The 15,641-nt window shown below is 63.8% G+C and carries 14 protein-coding genes; 2 read left to right on the forward strand and 12 right to left on the reverse strand.

All coding sequences use genetic code 11. The features are described from left to right. Positions 1 to 25 precede the first annotated feature (25 nt). Genes BTHE68_RS23065 through BTHE68_RS23085 form a run of 5 tightly spaced genes read right to left on the reverse strand, consistent with a single transcriptional unit; the run spans position 26 to position 6,019 of the window. Positions 26 to 1,162: a porin gene (locus BTHE68_RS23065; RefSeq protein ID WP_162068620.1), complete on the reverse strand. Its 1,137-nt coding sequence runs from the start codon at positions 1,160 to 1,162 to the stop codon at positions 26 to 28. A 30-nt stretch (positions 1,163 to 1,192) separates the two neighbouring features. After that, positions 1,193 to 2,092 (reverse strand): VOC family protein, encoded by a 900-nt coding sequence (locus BTHE68_RS23070; protein ID WP_162068621.1) that lies wholly within the window; start codon positions 2,090 to 2,092, stop codon positions 1,193 to 1,195. 16 nt (positions 2,093 to 2,108) lie between these two features. After that, positions 2,109 to 2,957, reverse strand: a complete 849-nt coding sequence (locus BTHE68_RS23075; protein WP_162068622.1) for a fumarylacetoacetate hydrolase family protein — start codon at positions 2,955 to 2,957, stop codon at positions 2,109 to 2,111. A 37-nt stretch (positions 2,958 to 2,994) separates the two neighbouring features. Beyond that, positions 2,995 to 4,323: an MFS transporter gene (locus BTHE68_RS23080; protein ID WP_162068623.1), complete on the reverse strand. Its 1,329-nt coding sequence runs from the start codon at positions 4,321 to 4,323 to the stop codon at positions 2,995 to 2,997. Between the two features lie 25 nt (positions 4,324 to 4,348). Further along, complete coding sequence (locus BTHE68_RS23085; protein ID WP_162068624.1) at positions 4,349 to 6,019, reverse strand: FAD-dependent monooxygenase; 1,671 nt, start codon at positions 6,017 to 6,019, stop codon at positions 4,349 to 4,351. 101 nt (positions 6,020 to 6,120) lie between these two features. On the opposite strand from BTHE68_RS23085, the gene BTHE68_RS23090 reads away from it, so the two are divergent. Together BTHE68_RS23090 and BTHE68_RS23095 are read left to right on the forward strand one after the other, a co-directional pair. Next, positions 6,121 to 7,041: a LysR family transcriptional regulator gene (locus BTHE68_RS23090; protein ID WP_162068625.1), complete on the forward strand. Its 921-nt coding sequence runs from the start codon at positions 6,121 to 6,123 to the stop codon at positions 7,039 to 7,041. A gap of 47 nt (positions 7,042 to 7,088) precedes the next feature. Then, on the forward strand, positions 7,089 to 7,346 hold the full coding sequence (locus BTHE68_RS23095) for a DUF1272 domain-containing protein (protein WP_162068626.1): 258 nt from the start codon (positions 7,089 to 7,091) through the stop codon (positions 7,344 to 7,346). Between the two features lies 1 nt (position 7,347). On the opposite strand, the gene BTHE68_RS23100 is transcribed toward BTHE68_RS23095, so the two are convergent. The 7 genes from BTHE68_RS23100 to tssF all read right to left on the reverse strand — a co-directional run bounded on the left by BTHE68_RS23100 (position 7,348) and on the right by tssF (position 15,631). Continuing rightward, positions 7,348 to 8,481: an FAD-dependent monooxygenase gene (locus BTHE68_RS23100; RefSeq protein ID WP_162068627.1), complete on the reverse strand. Its 1,134-nt coding sequence runs from the start codon at positions 8,479 to 8,481 to the stop codon at positions 7,348 to 7,350. 18 nt (positions 8,482 to 8,499) lie between these two features. Then, positions 8,500 to 10,173 (reverse strand): hypothetical protein, encoded by a 1,674-nt coding sequence (locus tag BTHE68_RS23105; protein WP_162068628.1) that lies wholly within the window; start codon positions 10,171 to 10,173, stop codon positions 8,500 to 8,502. 86 nt (positions 10,174 to 10,259) lie between these two features. Continuing rightward, complete coding sequence (gene tssE / locus BTHE68_RS23110) at positions 10,260 to 10,676, reverse strand: type VI secretion system baseplate subunit TssE (RefSeq protein ID WP_162068629.1); 417 nt, start codon at positions 10,674 to 10,676, stop codon at positions 10,260 to 10,262. 41 nt (positions 10,677 to 10,717) lie between these two features. After that, entirely contained in the window at positions 10,718 to 12,070 is a 1,353-nt protein-coding gene (gene tssK, locus BTHE68_RS23115; RefSeq protein ID WP_162068630.1) for a type VI secretion system baseplate subunit TssK, read from the reverse strand. Positions 12,071 to 12,138: 68 nt separating this feature from the next. Then, positions 12,139 to 12,669, reverse strand: a complete 531-nt coding sequence (gene tssJ, locus BTHE68_RS23120) for a type VI secretion system lipoprotein TssJ (RefSeq protein WP_162068631.1) — start codon at positions 12,667 to 12,669, stop codon at positions 12,139 to 12,141. 11 nt (positions 12,670 to 12,680) lie between these two features. Beyond that, positions 12,681 to 13,775: a type VI secretion system baseplate subunit TssG gene (tssG, locus tag BTHE68_RS23125; RefSeq protein WP_162069156.1), complete on the reverse strand. Its 1,095-nt coding sequence runs from the start codon at positions 13,773 to 13,775 to the stop codon at positions 12,681 to 12,683. Next, positions 13,772 to 15,631: a type VI secretion system baseplate subunit TssF gene (gene tssF / locus BTHE68_RS23130; protein ID WP_162068632.1), complete on the reverse strand. Its 1,860-nt coding sequence runs from the start codon at positions 15,629 to 15,631 to the stop codon at positions 13,772 to 13,774. Before tssF ends, tssG begins: the two co-directional genes overlap by 4 nt. Between the last annotated feature and the right edge of the window lie 10 nt (positions 15,632 to 15,641).

Raw genomic sequence — 15,641 nt, forward strand, 5'->3', positions numbered from 1 at the left:
ATCGCGACTCACGCGGTCCGCTCGATCAGAACGTATGGCGAATGCCCGCCATCACGCCGAGTTGACCGACGCCCGCATTCGGCGTCGTGCCCGGACCGCCCTGGCTCAGCGTGTAGCGCGCCTTCGCGCTGTTGAAGACATACCCGCTTTGCAGATAGACGCCGGTGCGCTTGGACAGCAGATAGGTGCCGCGCAGCGCGGCTAGCGTCGCGCGCGTGTCCTGCGCCGTGTCGACAGTGCGATACACGCCCCCATCGACGAACATCGCGGGTGTCACGAAGTACGTGCCCGTGAGATAGAAGATGTCGGTATGCACATCGGCGAGCGTCGGCGACACCGTTTGCACGCGGCGTCCGAGCCAGCCGCCGCCTACTTTCAACTGGCCGAGCTTGATATAGCCGTTCAATTGCGTGCGAGCATCCTTGTCGCCGCTGTTGGTCAGCGCAATCGGCGCGGTTCCGTTGAAGAGATTCGCGGCGGCGCCCGGACCGCCGCGCTGCTCGTCGTAGGACGCGGCGACGCCGAACGCATTCGCGTCATAGCGCAGGAGTACCGACCACTGCCGGCACGCGTTGTAGTTGCCGGGAATCGCACCCGCACAGGTTCCCTGTCCGGGCGAGTTGCCCGTTCCCGCCGAATCGCGGCCGAGCGCATACGTGCCGCCTATCGTGACGCCGCTGAACGTGCCTTTATAGGCGACCGTATTGTCGCTGCGCGCATTGGGCATGTATGAATCGAGCGAGCCGACGCCACCGTAGATGTCCGGCCCGAGCTGATCGGCATCGACGATGGCCCAGTAAGACATGGTGTATTGCCGCCCGAAACTGAGCGTGCCGAAACGGTTCGACACGCCGACCCACGCCTGCCGTCCGAACAGGCGGCCGCCCTGATTGACGTCGCCCGAGCGCACGTTGAAACCGTTCTCCAGCGTGAAAATAGCCGAGTAGCCGCCGCCCAGGTCCTCGACGCCGCGCATTCCCCAGCGCGAGGGCAGCGAGCCGGTGATGCCCGGCATCCGCACGACCTTGTCGTCCGTCGGTCCCGCGTGCGTGACGAGTTCGATGCCCGTATCGAGAATTCCGTACAGCGTCACGCTGCTTTGCGCGTGCGCGCCGCAGCACAGCGTAAGCGCGGCAGCGCCCGCCATCATCTTGCGTTTCATGTCTCCGTCCTTTTATGTTTTTAGCGATGCCTATGCTTCGGTGTTGTGTATGAAGTTCTCCGGCACGGGCGGTCCCCATAGATAGAGCGAGTCCTCCGGAGCGAAATCGCCCGCGGGCCATGCCTGTCCCGCCGACACGAAATCGATATCCGCCGAGTACTCGCAGAAGGATCCCCACGGGTCTTCCACGTAATGGAAGTAGTTCGAGCCGAGCACATGACGCCCCGTGCCCCAGCCTTTCGTGTAGCCGGCGGCCGCCATCTGCGCCGCGCCTTCGCCCACGCGGTTCACGTCGTCGACGTCCCATGCCGCGTGATGCCAGCCGCGCGCGCTGCTCTTCGCGAACGCGACGAGGTGATGATCGCTGCCGTGCGGCGCATGCGTGAACGCGATGATGTCGCGCGACTGATCGGAGAGGCGCAGGCCCAGCGCCGCGCCGCAGAAGTCGATCGCGCGCAGCACGTCCGGCGAAAACAGCAACACGTGCGACAGGCGATTCGGCCTGACCTCTTTCACTTCGGAACGCGTGCAGTTGCCGCGCTCGTCCGCTGCGGCGCCCATGACCGCATGCGACGTCTTCGATGACGGACTCGTCTTCGGTCCCGCCTTGACCTGAATGAGATTGCCATCCGGATCGCGGAACCAGAGGCCCTCGTCGCCATCGACGAATCGCGCGCCTGCGCCTTGCGCTTGCGCGCGAATCGTTGCGAGATCGTGCTCGAAACAGTTGAAGCTCAGATACGCCAGCGACTTGTCCGCCGCGGGCAGCACGCGCGCCCAGCGCCAGCCGTCGGCGGCGCGCAGTTCGAGTTCGTTCCGATGCGCGCCCGCACGCGCCACATCGAGCCCGAATGCCTTGAAAAAGCGCTCGGCTTCATCGACTGAAGGCACGTTGAGCGCGAAGTGATCGATCGAATGAACGGCAGCCATGATCGCCTCCCGAGTTTCAGCGCGCCGGTTCGTCCGCGATGACATTGCGCAGCACGCCCATGCCTTCGACGCTCACTTCGCACACGTCGCCCGCCTTCATCAGCAACTTCGGCGTGCGCGCCCAGCCGATGCCCGAGGGCGTCCCCGACACGATCACATCGCCCGCTTCGAGCGTGATCGCCTCGCTGATGATGCTGATGAGCGAAGCCACGTCGAACACCATCTCGTCGGTATTCGCGGACTGCACCACGTTGCCGTTCACGCGCGTTTCCAGCCGCAGGCCCTTGACGCCCGGCGGCAGTTCGTCGGCGGTGATGAGATCGGGGCCGAACGCGCCGGTCGCATCGAAGTTCTTGCCCACGGTCCATTGCGGCGTCTTGAACTGATACTCGCGCACGGAGCCGTCGTTGAAGAGCGAATAACCCGCCACGCAATCGAGCGCATCTTCCTTTGCGATATGACGGCCGCCCTTGCCGATCACGACCGCGATCTCGCCTTCGTAGTCGAGTCCTTCGGAGTCCGTCACGCCGGGACGGATCATCGGCTGATCGTGCGCGACGAGGCTCGTGTTCACGCGCAGAAACAGCGTCGGATACGCGGGCTGCTCGTAGTTGCTCTCCTTCGTGTGATCGGCGAAATTGAGTCCCACGCAGATGATCTTCGGCGGGCGCTGCAAGGGCGGCAGCAAGCGAAGGCCCGCCATCGGCAGCTTCTCTTCGCTGGCGCTTGCACGAGCCCATTCGTTCAGATCGACGCCGCGCGCCAGCACCGCTTCCATCGGCTCGGTGCCGAGCACGCGTACATCGTCGCCATCGCGCACGCCGAGCGTCGCTTGTCCTTCCTTGATGAAATTCACGAACCGCATGTCTTGATCCTTTATCGAAATGGAAAAATTGCAGAGGTCAGGCGCGCGACCGATACACCCAGCCGTTCGCGAGCATCGCCAGTCCGGCGATGACAACCGGCGCCGCGAACAGCGCGAAGGCGGCCGGCAGCGAATGGAAGGTCGCGAGCAGCACGCCGCCCGTCATCGAACCGATGATCGAGCCGATGCGTCCCACCCCGAGCGCCCAGCTCACGCCAGTCGCGCGCGCCGCCGTCGTATAGAAGCCGGCGACCAGCACGTTTGCGCCGGTCTGCGCACCGGACAGCCCGAAGCCCGCCATGAACACCGTGACGTACACGAGGAACGGCTCGCCGATCGCCACGCCGATCAGCGCGATCGATACCGCCGCGATCGCATACGAGCCGGACAGCACGAAGAACGGATTCATCCGGTCCATCAGCCGCGCGTTGACGAGCGATCCGAGCGTGCCGCCGAGCGGCAGCATCGCGCCGACACGCGCCGCATGCGAGGCATCGATGCCCGCGCTGGTGATCACCGTCGGCAGCCAGCTGCTGACCTGGTAATAGACCCACAGCGTGCAGAAGAACGCGATCCACAACAGCAGCGTGCCCGTGCGATAGCGCGTGGAAAACAGCGTGCCGATTACGCTCCGTTGCGCGTGCTCGCGCCGCGCGTCTTCGGGCGCGAAGGTGTCGATGGGCGTATTCGCGTCGCCGGTCAGGCGTTCGATGGTGCGGCGCGCTTCCTTTCCATAGCGCGGCTTGCCGGCCATGAAGCGGATCGATTCCGGCAGCCACAGCCAGATCACCGGCGCGAGCAGCAGCGGAAACACGCCGCCGAACACGAACACGCCTTGCCATCCGAACGTGGGCAACAGCAGCGACGCGACCGCGCCGCCGCCCGCTAGACCGAGCGTGAAGCCGCAAAACATCAGCGTGACGCGCATCGCGCGGCCGCGCGGGGGACTGAATTCGGACGACAGCGTGATCGAGTTGGGCATCGCGCCGCCGAGTCCCGCGCCGGTCAGAAAGCGCAGCGCGATGAGCCATCCCGCCGACGGCGCAAAGGCGCAGGCGAGACTGCCGAGGCCGAACAGAATCAGCGAGATCGCGATGACCCGCTTGCGGCCGATGCGATCCGCGAGCGGCCCGAAGAGAAAGCTGCCGACGGTGAGGCCGAAGAGCCCCGCGCCGAAAATCGGCCCGAGTTGCGCGGGCGTCAGCGACCAAGCCGATTTCAGGAGCGGCGCGACATAGCCGACCGAGGCGACATCGAAGCCATCGGCGGCAACGACGAGAAAGCAGAGAACCAGCGTCAGAACCTGCAGCGGCGAAGTCTTCGCTTCATCGGCGATGCCTTGCGGTGCAACGGATTGCGCATGCATGTTGGTGTGTCTCCGATCGATGTTTTTATTGAGTGACCAGCGCGGCTTCGTTCGCGCACAGCCCGACAGTGCGTCGCGCGGCCGCTTCGAACCCAACGTCCAGCGCATCGCCACGCCAGGCGACATGCTGGTCGGGACGAATCAGCACATAGCCCGCGCCGTAGGCCTGCGCGACTTCCGCTTCGTCGATGTGCACGACCGCGAGTCGAGGCAGCGCACGCGCGGCGCGTTGCACCGCATCGGCATCGAAAGCGGCGCTCGCGGTCTTCGTGCATAGCAGCGTGAAGCCCGGACCGAAACTATCGAACAGCGATGCGCCGTCGGCAAGCCAGACATGCGGCGCGCGATGCCCCGCGCGCGCGGTCGGCAGATAGAGATTCGCGGCATCGGGCGGCGGCGACCCCGCTTCCGCTTCCACGAGCGGCGATGCTTCGTAACGCGTGCCGAGATGCACACCGGGAATCACGAATTCGCCGGTGGCATGAAACGCCAGATAATCGCCGATGGCTTCGCGCGCGGCATCGCCCGATGCGCCTGCTTCGAATGCCGCGTCGGGCAGTCGCACGTGACCGATGCCGTCCGCGAAGCCGCGCGCGAACGCGGTGTTGCGCAAGGCCGCGGGCCGGCGCTCCGCTTCGTAGCTCGCGCCGAGCGCATCGCCCGCGAAGCCCTTGATCATCGCTTCGAGCTTCCATGCGAGATTGGCTGCATCGTCGATGCCGGTGTTGTAGCCGAGACCGCCCGTCGGCGTGAACAGATGCGCGGCGTCGCCCGCGAGGAACACGCGGCCCGCGCCGAAGCGTTCGGCGACCAGCGCGAAGCCCGCCGTCCATGTCGATGTGCTCTTCACTTCGAAGGGAATGTCCGCGCCGATCGCTTCCGCGATGCGACGGCGCACGCTGTCCTCATCCGCGACTTCGCCCTCGCGCAACTGCACGTTCATGATGAAGTGGCCCGCGCCATCGACCGCGATGATGAGCGCGCGCTGACGCGGGCTGAAGGTCCAGTATTGCCACGCCGGCGCACGCTTGCTCACGCGATAGATATCGGGCGCGTAAAAGTACACGGCGTCCATCTGCCCGCCCATGAATTCGCGTTTTTCCCCGGCCATGCCCGCGAGCCGGATATCGAGCGCCTTGCGCACGAAACTGCGCGGACCGTCGCAGCCGATCAGATAGCGCGCCGTGACGGTGCGTGTGTCGCCGGCATCGGATTCGATCGTCGCCGTGACCGATGTCTCGTTCTGCGTGAAGTCCACCACGCGCGATGAGAAATGCACGTGGCAATCGGGATAGCTGCGGGCGGCGTCGAGCAAAACGGGCTCGACATAAAGCTGCGAGCAGCGATGCGGCGGCTCCGGCGTCGGCCAGGTGAACGCGTGTCCCTTCGCCCATTCGACCGCGTCGCGCGATGCGGGCTGATGCAGCCGCGCCAGTTCGTGACCCGCGATCGACGTGAAATACGCCACGTCCGGTGCGTAGTCCGCAGGCAAACCCAGCGAGCGCACTTTCGACGCAATGCCGATGCGCCGGAAGTGCTCCATGGTCCGCGCGCTGTTGGCATTGGCGGCGGGATGACGGCTGGTGCCGCTCTTGGCATCGAACAATTCGACGCTCACGCCGCGCTGCCCGAGTTCGGCGGCGAGAAACAGCCCGACCGGGCCTCCGCCCACGATGATGACTTCGCAATCCAGCACATCCGTCTCCTGTTTTTTCTGAAGCTGGATGCGAAGTTAAACGCGTCGGCGCTATAAATCTATACAATGACTTTCATACCCGGAATGAATCTGATTCATACATGCCGACCCCCGACCTGAACTTTCTGTATGTGTTGCAGGCGCTCGACGAGGAGCGGAGCGTGTCTCGCGCCGCCGAACGCCTCGGGCTGACTCAGCCTGCCGTGAGCCATGCACTAGGGAAACTCCGTACGCTGTTTCAGGACGATTTGTTCGTGCGCGCGGGTTCGGTGATGGCGCCGACGCCGGTGGGCGAGCGGCTCGCGCAAGGCGTGGCGCATGTGCTCGCGGTGGTGCAGGAAGAAATCTGGAGCGCAAAGGCCTTCGATGCCGCGAGCACCACGCGCACGTTCTCGGTGTGTCTGAGCGACATGGGCGTGATCGTGCTGTTGCCGCGTCTGCTCGCGGCTTTGCGCGAACGCGCGCCGAACGCGACGCTCAAGCCGATTCAGCTTCCGTCGCTGGAGCTGGCGAGCGCGCTTCAGGACGGCGCGCTCGATCTCGCTATCGGCTATCTCGGCAAGATGGGCGAGAACCTGCATCAGCAGCCGCTGTTCAGGCGCTCGCTGGTCGGCATCGTGAAGGGCGGCAAGACGCGCAGGAAGATTCGCATGACGCTCGATGAGTTCATCGCGCGCAAGCATGTCGTCGCGGGCACGCTGGCGCTGACGAACCAGTTGCTCGAAAAGGAATTGCGTCGGCTCGGTTCGAAGCTGAAAGTGGGTATCGACGTGCCGTATCTGCTCGCGGTCCCGAGCCTCGTCGCGACATCGGATTTCATTGCGGCGGTGCCGGATGAACTCGCGGAACTGTTCTCGCGCCTCGCGGATGTCGATGTGTTCCCCTTGCCTGTCGAACTGCCCGATCTCACGGTGCAGCAGTTCTGGCACGCGCGGCATCACAACGATGCGGGGCATCGGTGGTTCAGAGGTCTGGTGGCGACGACGCTCGGGTCAGCCGGCCGAAAACCGGTGCGCGTGTAGACTCGCACGATAACGAATGACCCGACTCACCGATTCCGGAGACAGACATGCTGGAACTTCGACCCGGTTGTGAATGCTGCGACAAGGACTTGCCTCCGGATTCGACCGATGCGCTCATCTGCTCGTTCGAATGCACTTTCTGTCGCGATTGCGCAGCGAACGTGCTGGGCGGCGCCTGCCCCAACTGCGGAGGCGAACTGCTGGCGCGCCCGCGCCGCGCGGCGGACAAACTCGTCAAACATCCCGCCTCCACCCAGCGCGTGTTCGATCCGACATGCCGGGACAAGGCGCGGCGCACGCCTTGACTCATCGGATCGTGGCGCCCAGCAAATCCGTCACGTCGATGCCGTTTTTCGCCGCGTCGAGTTGCTCGTCCGGCACCGGTCCTTCGCGTTCGAGATCGACCAGCGCCTGATTCAGATCGACGTACGGCCTCATTCGTACTTCATAGGCGGCGAACGCATCCGCAAGATCGTCCGGGCGGCGCACGAGTTCATGCGCGAGCACGAACGCGCCGACAAGCCCGAGGCTCGTGCCCTGCCCCGAAAACGGCGATGCGCAATGCGCCGCATCGCCAGCCAGCACGACACGGCCTTGCGACCACGCGGGCATGTGTATTTGCGCCAGCTCGTTGTAGTAGAACTGGTCCGTGCGCTTCATCGCGTCGAGAAACCTGGGGAAATCGCCTTTCAGATTCGCGCAGCTTTCTGCTACGACGCGCTTCTGTGCATCGACATCGCTTCGGGACAATGCTGGATCGGGCGCTGCAAAGCCCACCCCGATGCGCAACTCGCGCTGGTCCCGGCTCGGGTATATGACATAGCCGAGTTCGTTCATCCGGTGCCCGATCTGCCAGCCATCGAGGCCGATGAGATTGGGCGTCGAAAACAGCGCGAGCACGACGCCCAGCGGAAAAACAACCGCTGCTTCATCGTCGAACACCTGCTTCCGGACGTTCGAGTAGATTCCATCCGTACCGATCAGGATATCGAAGGATCTGTCCGAACCGCTTTCGAACTGGACCTCGACGCCGTCCGCGTGTTGGTCGATCGCGCGAATGCTATCGGCATACATGAACTCGACGTTCCCGCTCAGTGCGTTCATCAGCAACTCGCACAGGTCGTCGCGGAAGATCTCGATGTCGTCGCTATCGAGACGGCCCGCACTGTACGTGCGCTCTTCCGTTCGATGTATCTCCTTGCCGTCGGCATCGAGCATCGACATGCCCTTGAGCCGTGTACGCAACGCGCGTGCGTCATCGAGCAGGCCCATCGCCTGCACGACATGCAGCGCGACGCCACGGATATCGACGGCCTGACCGCCACGCCGGAAACCATCGGAACGTTCCACGAGCGTGACGGCAATTCCCGCGCGATCCAGCCAGAAGGCCAGCGCGAGACCCGTGACGCCGGCGCCGGAAATCAGAGCGTTTCGAAGCATCGTAATTCTCCTTGAGGTTTATCGGCCGAGCACTGTCACGGCAGGAAATCGCATCAGATACGGAACGTCTGCGCTGTTTCCCAGATAACGAATTTCGAGCAGCTTGTCCGGACGAACGGAATCGGCCGCCATGCCGCCCGCCATCAAGCGCCGCAGGACGTCATGACGCAGCCAGAGAAGCGTCCCGTCGTGAACCGCGGGCAGATAGTTCGTCCTGAATTCGGCGACGGAGTATATGTCGCTGACGCTGCTCCACAAGCCATGCGTTTCGATGACTTCGGGGCGCTCCTTGCTCAGATAGTCCGCGAGCCCTGCGTACCCGCTGCGCGCCAGCGACGGGTTGGTCAACAGCCCCGAATCCAGAATGTCCAGATGCTGGCAGCACAATGCGGCCCCGCCAACGTCCGGCGTCATGAACTTGAGCGTCGGTTGCCCGAGATGCTTGCGCAGGCGATCGACCGAAGCGCCCGTCATCGCGTAGTTCGCTGGCGTAATACCCCGCCAGTCACCGGGGAAATCGTGCCACACTCTTTCTCGCACCGTGCCGCCCGTGGAGTTCAGTGAGGCCGGCAAAGCGCCACGCATCGCCGCACCGAGGATGACGGTTTCGACGTTGTCGCGCAGCACTGCAAGGTTGAACAGGAAGGTTCCGGCAAGGCACAGCAAAAGACCGTGCAACACACGTGGTCGACGCGTATCGGCAAAACGTTCAGCGAGAGTCAATACGAAAAGGGGTGGCACCGCCAGGAACATTCGCCCGGTATAGCCCCAGTTTCTTCCCGATACGAGTGCGAATACGCCGAAGGCCAATATCAGAAGTACAGGCATCGGATCGAGACGACGCCCCTCGCCGCCCTTCCGGCTCATGTACATTCCAGCCAGCAACGCGGCATTCACGAAGAGGAAATCCTTGAGTCCGCGAAGCTTTTCCAACACGCCGCTCCAGCCTTCTTTACTGTAGGGCGCCTGAAGCTTGGCGAGGATGGTGTTCGGCAAAAGAGACCCGAAGAACCAAAATCTCGATATTGTAAGGATGACAAAGCAAAACACGAGCCAGACGCACATTCGAACCGCGCGCCGTCGATCCTGCTTGCAAAACACGACCATCCAGCCAAGCGCGAAGCCCAGATAAAACACCGCCTCGTAGCGAGTCAGCAGCAGAAGCGGCAACATCGCATAGGCGAGCGTCGATTGCGCGCGCCAGGAGAGCACGAACGCAAACAGCAGCAGTGCGAAGATCGTCATTTCCATGCCATTGACGATCTCGGCCTGGCAGGTCGGCAGCAGCCCGAGCAGGCACACCACGACGAGACGATGCGTCGGGTTCGGCAGGGACGGTTGAAGCTCGCGCCACACGAGCACCAAGGTGGCGCTCAGCGCGATGAAGGACAGCAGCTGCGCTGCTCTGATCGCCTCAAGAAAGTCTGGATGCAGCAGCCATTGGCCCAGCGCCAGCAGCGCTGTCATGAGCAGACTCGACGTACCTTCGGCCGATACCGAAGCCGGTGTCAACGCAAAGATCCCGTGCCGCCCCAATGTATGCGCGTAGGCGACGGTGATGGCGCCGTCGTCCCAGCCATAGGGACCGACCAGCAGGATCGCTGTGAGCGAAAGCGCGGCATACGCGACAACGAAGAGCAACCCGGTGGCTCCCGCGCTCGACTCGATCCTGTGTGTGAGGTGTTCGGGCATCGTCAGTCAGTTGGCTAAAGTGACATGACGGATAGTACATCGGTCAGAGGCACGCGTCGGACCTCACGAAGAGATCAAGTTCTCCCCTAACGCACGCGTCGTTCCAGCCGGAAAACGCCCGGCGGCACGAAGTACGTGCCGAAGCGCACCAGCCCCGACTTCTTCAGGTGACACGTCATCTCGAAGCTCACCTGAAGCCCGGGCTCGGCCGAGTCGATCATCGCCACGTCGATGGCGCGGATGCGCGGCTCGTACTTCAGGAGCGTCACCTCCATCTGTTCCTTGAGTGCTTGCGATGACGCCGGTAACGCCTTGTAGATGTTCGTCAGATCCGGCAAGCCATAGTCGGGCAGGTGCTTGAGTGCTCCCGCACGCGTGTTCAGGATGCGCCGCACGTTGTGCTGGACGCTCAGCGCCTCGAGCGTGCTGTCGTCGAAATTGCCGATCGGCACGCCATCGATCTGGCCGAGCAGCATGTCGTAAAGAGAAGGACCCGTTGGCATCGGTGCTCACCTCAGGCCAACAAAGAATGATGAACGCGATCTCATGAACGCAACACCGCGTAGAGTTCAAGCGAGACATCCGGCAGCGAACTCGGCAAATAAATCTGACAGGCGCGCGCCGCGAGCATGCGCGCGTGTGCGGGGCTCGTGGCGTCGAGCGCGAAATACTGGTTGTCCAGCCTGACAGGAATGGCCGCCGGCACGCGCTGCACGGCCTTGAGCGCAATGCCCGCCAGCGCCGCATTGACGATGCGATCGACCTCATCGGGCGCGCCGATCTTGCACAGATGCGGAATCCGCTCGATGAGCTCGAACGCTGGCAGCGTCGAGTTGACCGAGAGATACCAGTCGGCCGCGCCCTCGGCGATACGATCGTCGAGAATCTGGCCAGTCCACGTCGTCGTGCTGGGATGGGTCAGCCCGATCGACACCACGCGCGACGGAATGATGGCATCGAGCAGGTTGCGAATCATCGACTCCAGTTGCGCGAACACTTCATCCGCGCGCCCGTGATCGTAGAGCGGAATGTCGGTGAGTTGCTTGCCCGTCGAGAACGTCATCAACGCACTCGCCAGTTCCGAGAGCACGCCGTACAGCCGCTCGGGCGGCTGATTCAGGCTCGATGCTAGATATCGCAACTTCGGCCACGCCGCATGAATGCAGTGCAGGAGCCAGAACAGTTGCACGTCGGCGACGCCGTACTCCGCCACCTGCTCGATGCGCTCGCTGCGGCGCGTGCTCAGGGTCAAGCTCCTGGCCAGCAGAATATCGGCGATACGGCTGATGCGTTCGGCGTGCAGTGCGTGCGCCGCGAGCGTAAAGCATGGTGGCACGAAGCGCGGGTCGAGCTGAAACTGACCGTTCGTCGAACGCGTCAGACGCGCGACGGCGCACACCGTGTCGTCCGCGTGCGGCTCGAAGTCGAACAGCAGGCGCACGGCATGCCGCTCGGCGGCGATTTCCACCTCATCCGTACCGTTCAGGTCGGTGACCTTGACGAACTCGCGAAACGAGCGGCGAGGACGCGTCAGCACCGTCTCGTCCATGCGGCAATTGTTGCCGTTGGCATCCGGCAGCGCGAGCGCGGCGAGCACGGTCACGCTCTGCCGCTCGGAGCTCACGCCCTGTGTGAGATCGCGTGCGGGCGGCAGCGCGTCGGCCACAGTGCTGTCGACCGGCGTGCCATCGGGAAAGCGCAGCTTCAGGCGCGAGAGTTTGACGCGTCCGGCGGCAAGCGCATCTTCATCGACGGCGACATCGAGCGTGCCCCACGGATACGCCAGCGCGGCCGTGGCGAATTGGCGAAGCGCGAACTCGGTCCATCGCTCCTGTTGCTGGAAATGCTGTTGCGTGAGTATCAGGCCTTCGTGCCAGAGCGGTTTATCGATTCTCATTGAGTTTGCTTCGTTTTGCTTATGGTTTTTGATTGAAGTGGGAATTCCATGCGCCTGGTAGGAGGTAGTCAGCGCTTGCCTGCCTTCGTGTCCTCGTTCGCCAGTTCCAGCTTTCCATCGGCGAGCGTCAGCTTGAGCGGCACATCGTCCGGCAACTTCCTGGCTGCAATCACCTGCTTCCACGCGCCCGCTTTGTTCGGCGTTTCATAGAAGGCTGCGATCGCGATGAACGCGGTCTCTTTTTGCATTGGCTGTGAGACGCTCGCCGATGCGCCGGGGTTCACGACGGTCGCCATGCTCGTCTGCAGGTCCGGTGCGAGCAGGGTCTGGTCGCGGCGGATGAGATCGTTGAACGATGCGCTATCGAAGCGCTTGCGGTCCTTCAACTGGTAGACGCGCACCGCGACCGAGCCCGGATGGCCCGAGGCGTCCGGGTTCAGGTCCGCGTGCGCGCTCATGTCGACATCGACCACCTTCACGCGCCAGTCGGTCATTACGTGCCAGGCGTTCGCCGTGCCATCGGAGGCCGCCTGCCAGACGCCGCATCCGCCCAACAAGACGGGCAGAAATGCGCTGGTCACTGCGCCACGTTTGAACATCGTTCGTCCTCTCATTCGTTGGGTTCGAGATATGGGTTGGGCCGCGGCGCAGGAAACGATTCGCAAACGCCCAGTTCGACCGTGATCAGGCGCTCTTCCTGAGCGGGCAGCACGACGGTCCAGCCCAGACGCGGCGCAACGGCTGTGCGTGACTTGCCCACTGACGGCTGCGGCGCGAAGCGCGAGGACATCTGCATGCGCAAATGCACATCCGCCTTCGTGCCGATATAGAGCCGCACCAGCGCCAGCAGATCGCGATGCAGCCACACGCCGGGCAACAGGTCCTGCGCCTGCTGCGCGTTCGTCGGCCTGAGCGTCACGCGCACCGCGCGGCTGCGATAATGCAGGCGCTTGCCGAGCACGTAGCCGCCGCCCAGACCGCTGGACCTGGCCGGCGGCGCAGCTTTCGCGCTCAGCGGTTGCCCTGGTGCTGCGCGTCGGGCCACCGGCCAGAATTCATCGACGCGCACATCGACGCCCGGCGCGCCCAGGGCCACCACACCGGCCAGTCCTTCGCGCGTGCGTGTGCGCTGGATCAGCAGTCCCAGAAGCGCGAGCATGCGCGAGTCGGGCAGGCCCGCGCGCGCGGGCTTGTTCCCCCATCCGAAGCCCACCAGACACAGCAGGCTCTTCGAGTACGCGTCCGATCCGCCGGGTCGAAAGGTCTCCGGGTAGCGATACTTCTTCCACGCCCGATACAGCAGTGTCACGAATCGATGATTGAACTGGTCCAGAAACGCTTCGACCGCCTCGTGCCCTTCCTCGCGCATGACGATGTCGTCGAGGTAGTGCGTAGGCATCACCGCGTCGACGCCATAGAGGCCCAGGAAAGTCGTGCGGATCGTCGGCGGCCTCGGCGCGCCATATCCGCCCTCATCGATGTCATCGAGTTCGACGGCGGCGATCTCGCCCGCCGGGAAGCCCATGCGCGGGCGCGGCCGGAACCGCACCGGCTCATGTTCGGGCGTGTCGCGCTCGCCGAAACCAGCACGCTGCGGCGCGCTCGCTTCGAACAAGCGGCACAACTGCATGAAGTTCATGCGCGGCGCACGCGCGAGCAGTGCGGCGACCAGCGGTTCGACATTCGGGAAACCGGCCGGCGTCATAGCGGCGCCCGATGCGTCTTGCTGCGCGGCCACTCGATGCGAATCTTCGACGGCAGCGTCACCAGCGCGAGCTTCGTGAAAAGATTCACCTCGGCGTACAGCTCGAAGAAGCGATGCAGCAGTTCTCCGAAGAGCATCACGTCGCCCTCGCCCGAGAATGCTTGCGAATCGAGCGTCACTTCGATCAACACGCCCCGCTCCACCGCGCCGCCTGTGATCTCTTCGAGCAGTTCCTCCGATACGTGCAGGATGCCCGCCAAGCGCCTGCGGTTCAGTTCGTCGTTGGTCCAGTCGTAGAGCGCCAGCGCCCCGCGCAGCACCTCCGCGTTCATCATCGACAGGAAGTTCGGCGCGAGATGCGACAGCACCCGCCACTGGAAGCGATCGCCGGTTGGCGGATAGAGCGGCAGCGTGGGCGCGATCAGATTGCGCACGCCACCGACGTTCGGCGTGCTCTCGGCGAGTTCATCCAGACGCGCTTCACGCAAGCCCTTGCGCGGCAACAGACCGTTGGTGCCGGTCACCCGCAGCGACAGGCTTTCCTCCGGCAGTTCGGCCATCGACTCCCACGCGTTGCCGCCCAGGATCAGCCAGGTTTCGTGCAGGCCATCCAGTCCTGCACGCACGCGCGTGTGGAAATATCGCTCGGGGAACTCGTGCCGCAGCATGCCGCCGCGATGACGGAAAGTGGCGAACGGCACGTATTCGTAGCGCTCGGAAGTAAGGTGATCGAATGACTCGACCGCATCGACCGAATAGGTCTCGACGTGACCGCCCTGATATCCCGCCGGCACCACGCGGTATTCCGTTTCGTGATGGTCGATCGTGACCGGTTCCGCATCGAGCTGAAACAGGTTGATGACCGGTGAGCAGAACAGGCGCACATTGTCCCTGGTGAAGCGCTGGTCGGACGGATAGGCCTTCTTCAGCGCGACCTCCAGCTCGAAGCGGGTCGATTCCTCAGGAAGCCGGTTCAGGTCGAAACCGCAGATGTCGACGAAGAGGAATTTCTCACGGAAGGTGAAATATTCGAGCAGCAGTTGATAGCCCGAGAAGGCGGCATCGGCCTTGGGCCACAGGCGTTCGTCCGTCGAGAAGCCGGCTGGTTCGATGGTCACGCCCGCGAGTGGCCGCGCCTCGCCATCGCGCACTTCCGGCACGCGCCATTCGATCGACTCGACGTGACGCGTCAGCGCCAGATGCATCGCGAAAGCCGTGGGCTGCTCCGCACTCAGGTGCAGGCGGATGCGCGACAGGTCCGTCTCCGCGCGACGCGTGGAGTGATCGAGCTCGAACGCGATGCGGATGACGGATTTGCCGTCATGACGCACGGCGGGTCCGGCTCGGGTGATCTGGATCGGCTGGAGCGTCACGGCTTGCGTCGTGCGATAGAGACATTGCACCGTCTCTGGCGTCACGCCTTCGGCGCTTTCCCTGGGAACCGGAATGGGCGCGGAGCGCACGGGCACGCCCGCCGGCACGGCAATCGTGCTCTGCATCTTCTCGCCGAGCGGAATCAACTCCACCACCGACAGCGACGGAATCATGCGCAGATAGTGCGGCCATAGAAGGCTCACGAGGCCTTCGGTCAGTTCCGGAAGTTCGTCATCGAGCTTCTGTAGCAAGCGGCCGGTCAGGAACGCGAAGCCCTCATAGAGCCGCTCGACATACGGATCACGATCGCCGACGCGGTCCAGGTTGAGCATGCGCGCCCGATCCGGATGCGCGCGTGCGAACTCACGTCCGGACTCTCGCAGATAGCGCATCTCGGCTTCGTAATAGCCCAGCACCGGATCGTCGTGACGGGTGTCAGATTCGAGGTTCGGATCGCTGTCGATTTGGTAGGGGTTCTTCATGGCTAGTCTT

The organism is Burkholderia sp. THE68 (assembly GCF_009938265.1).
Taxonomy (GTDB): domain Bacteria; phylum Pseudomonadota; class Gammaproteobacteria; order Burkholderiales; family Burkholderiaceae; genus Caballeronia.

Excerpts from the sequence above, each read along its gene's own strand:
- BTHE68_RS23065 (WP_162068620.1), bottom strand. The coding sequence starts at position 1,162 with ATGAAACGCAAGATGATGGCGGGCGCTGCCGCGCTTACGCTGTGCTGC.
- BTHE68_RS23070 (WP_162068621.1), bottom strand. The coding sequence starts at position 2,092 with ATGGCTGCCGTTCATTCGATCGATCACTTCGCGCTCAACGTGCCTTCA.
- BTHE68_RS23075 (WP_162068622.1), bottom strand. The coding sequence starts at position 2,957 with ATGCGGTTCGTGAATTTCATCAAGGAAGGACAAGCGACGCTCGGCGTG.
- BTHE68_RS23080 (WP_162068623.1), bottom strand. The coding sequence starts at position 4,323 with ATGCATGCGCAATCCGTTGCACCGCAAGGCATCGCCGATGAAGCGAAG.
- BTHE68_RS23090 (WP_162068625.1), top strand. The coding sequence starts at position 6,121 with ATGCCGACCCCCGACCTGAACTTTCTGTATGTGTTGCAGGCGCTCGAC.
- BTHE68_RS23095 (WP_162068626.1), top strand. The coding sequence starts at position 7,089 with ATGCTGGAACTTCGACCCGGTTGTGAATGCTGCGACAAGGACTTGCCT.
- BTHE68_RS23100 (WP_162068627.1), bottom strand. The coding sequence starts at position 8,481 with ATGCTTCGAAACGCTCTGATTTCCGGCGCCGGCGTCACGGGTCTCGCG.
- BTHE68_RS23105 (WP_162068628.1), bottom strand. The coding sequence starts at position 10,173 with ATGCCCGAACACCTCACACACAGGATCGAGTCGAGCGCGGGAGCCACC.
- tssE (WP_162068629.1), bottom strand. The coding sequence starts at position 10,676 with ATGCCAACGGGTCCTTCTCTTTACGACATGCTGCTCGGCCAGATCGAT.
- tssK (WP_162068630.1), bottom strand. The coding sequence starts at position 12,070 with ATGAGAATCGATAAACCGCTCTGGCACGAAGGCCTGATACTCACGCAA.
- tssJ (WP_162068631.1), bottom strand. The coding sequence starts at position 12,669 with ATGTTCAAACGTGGCGCAGTGACCAGCGCATTTCTGCCCGTCTTGTTG.
- tssG (WP_162069156.1), bottom strand. The coding sequence starts at position 13,775 with ATGACGCCGGCCGGTTTCCCGAATGTCGAACCGCTGGTCGCCGCACTG.
- tssF (WP_162068632.1), bottom strand. The coding sequence starts at position 15,631 with ATGAAGAACCCCTACCAAATCGACAGCGATCCGAACCTCGAATCTGAC.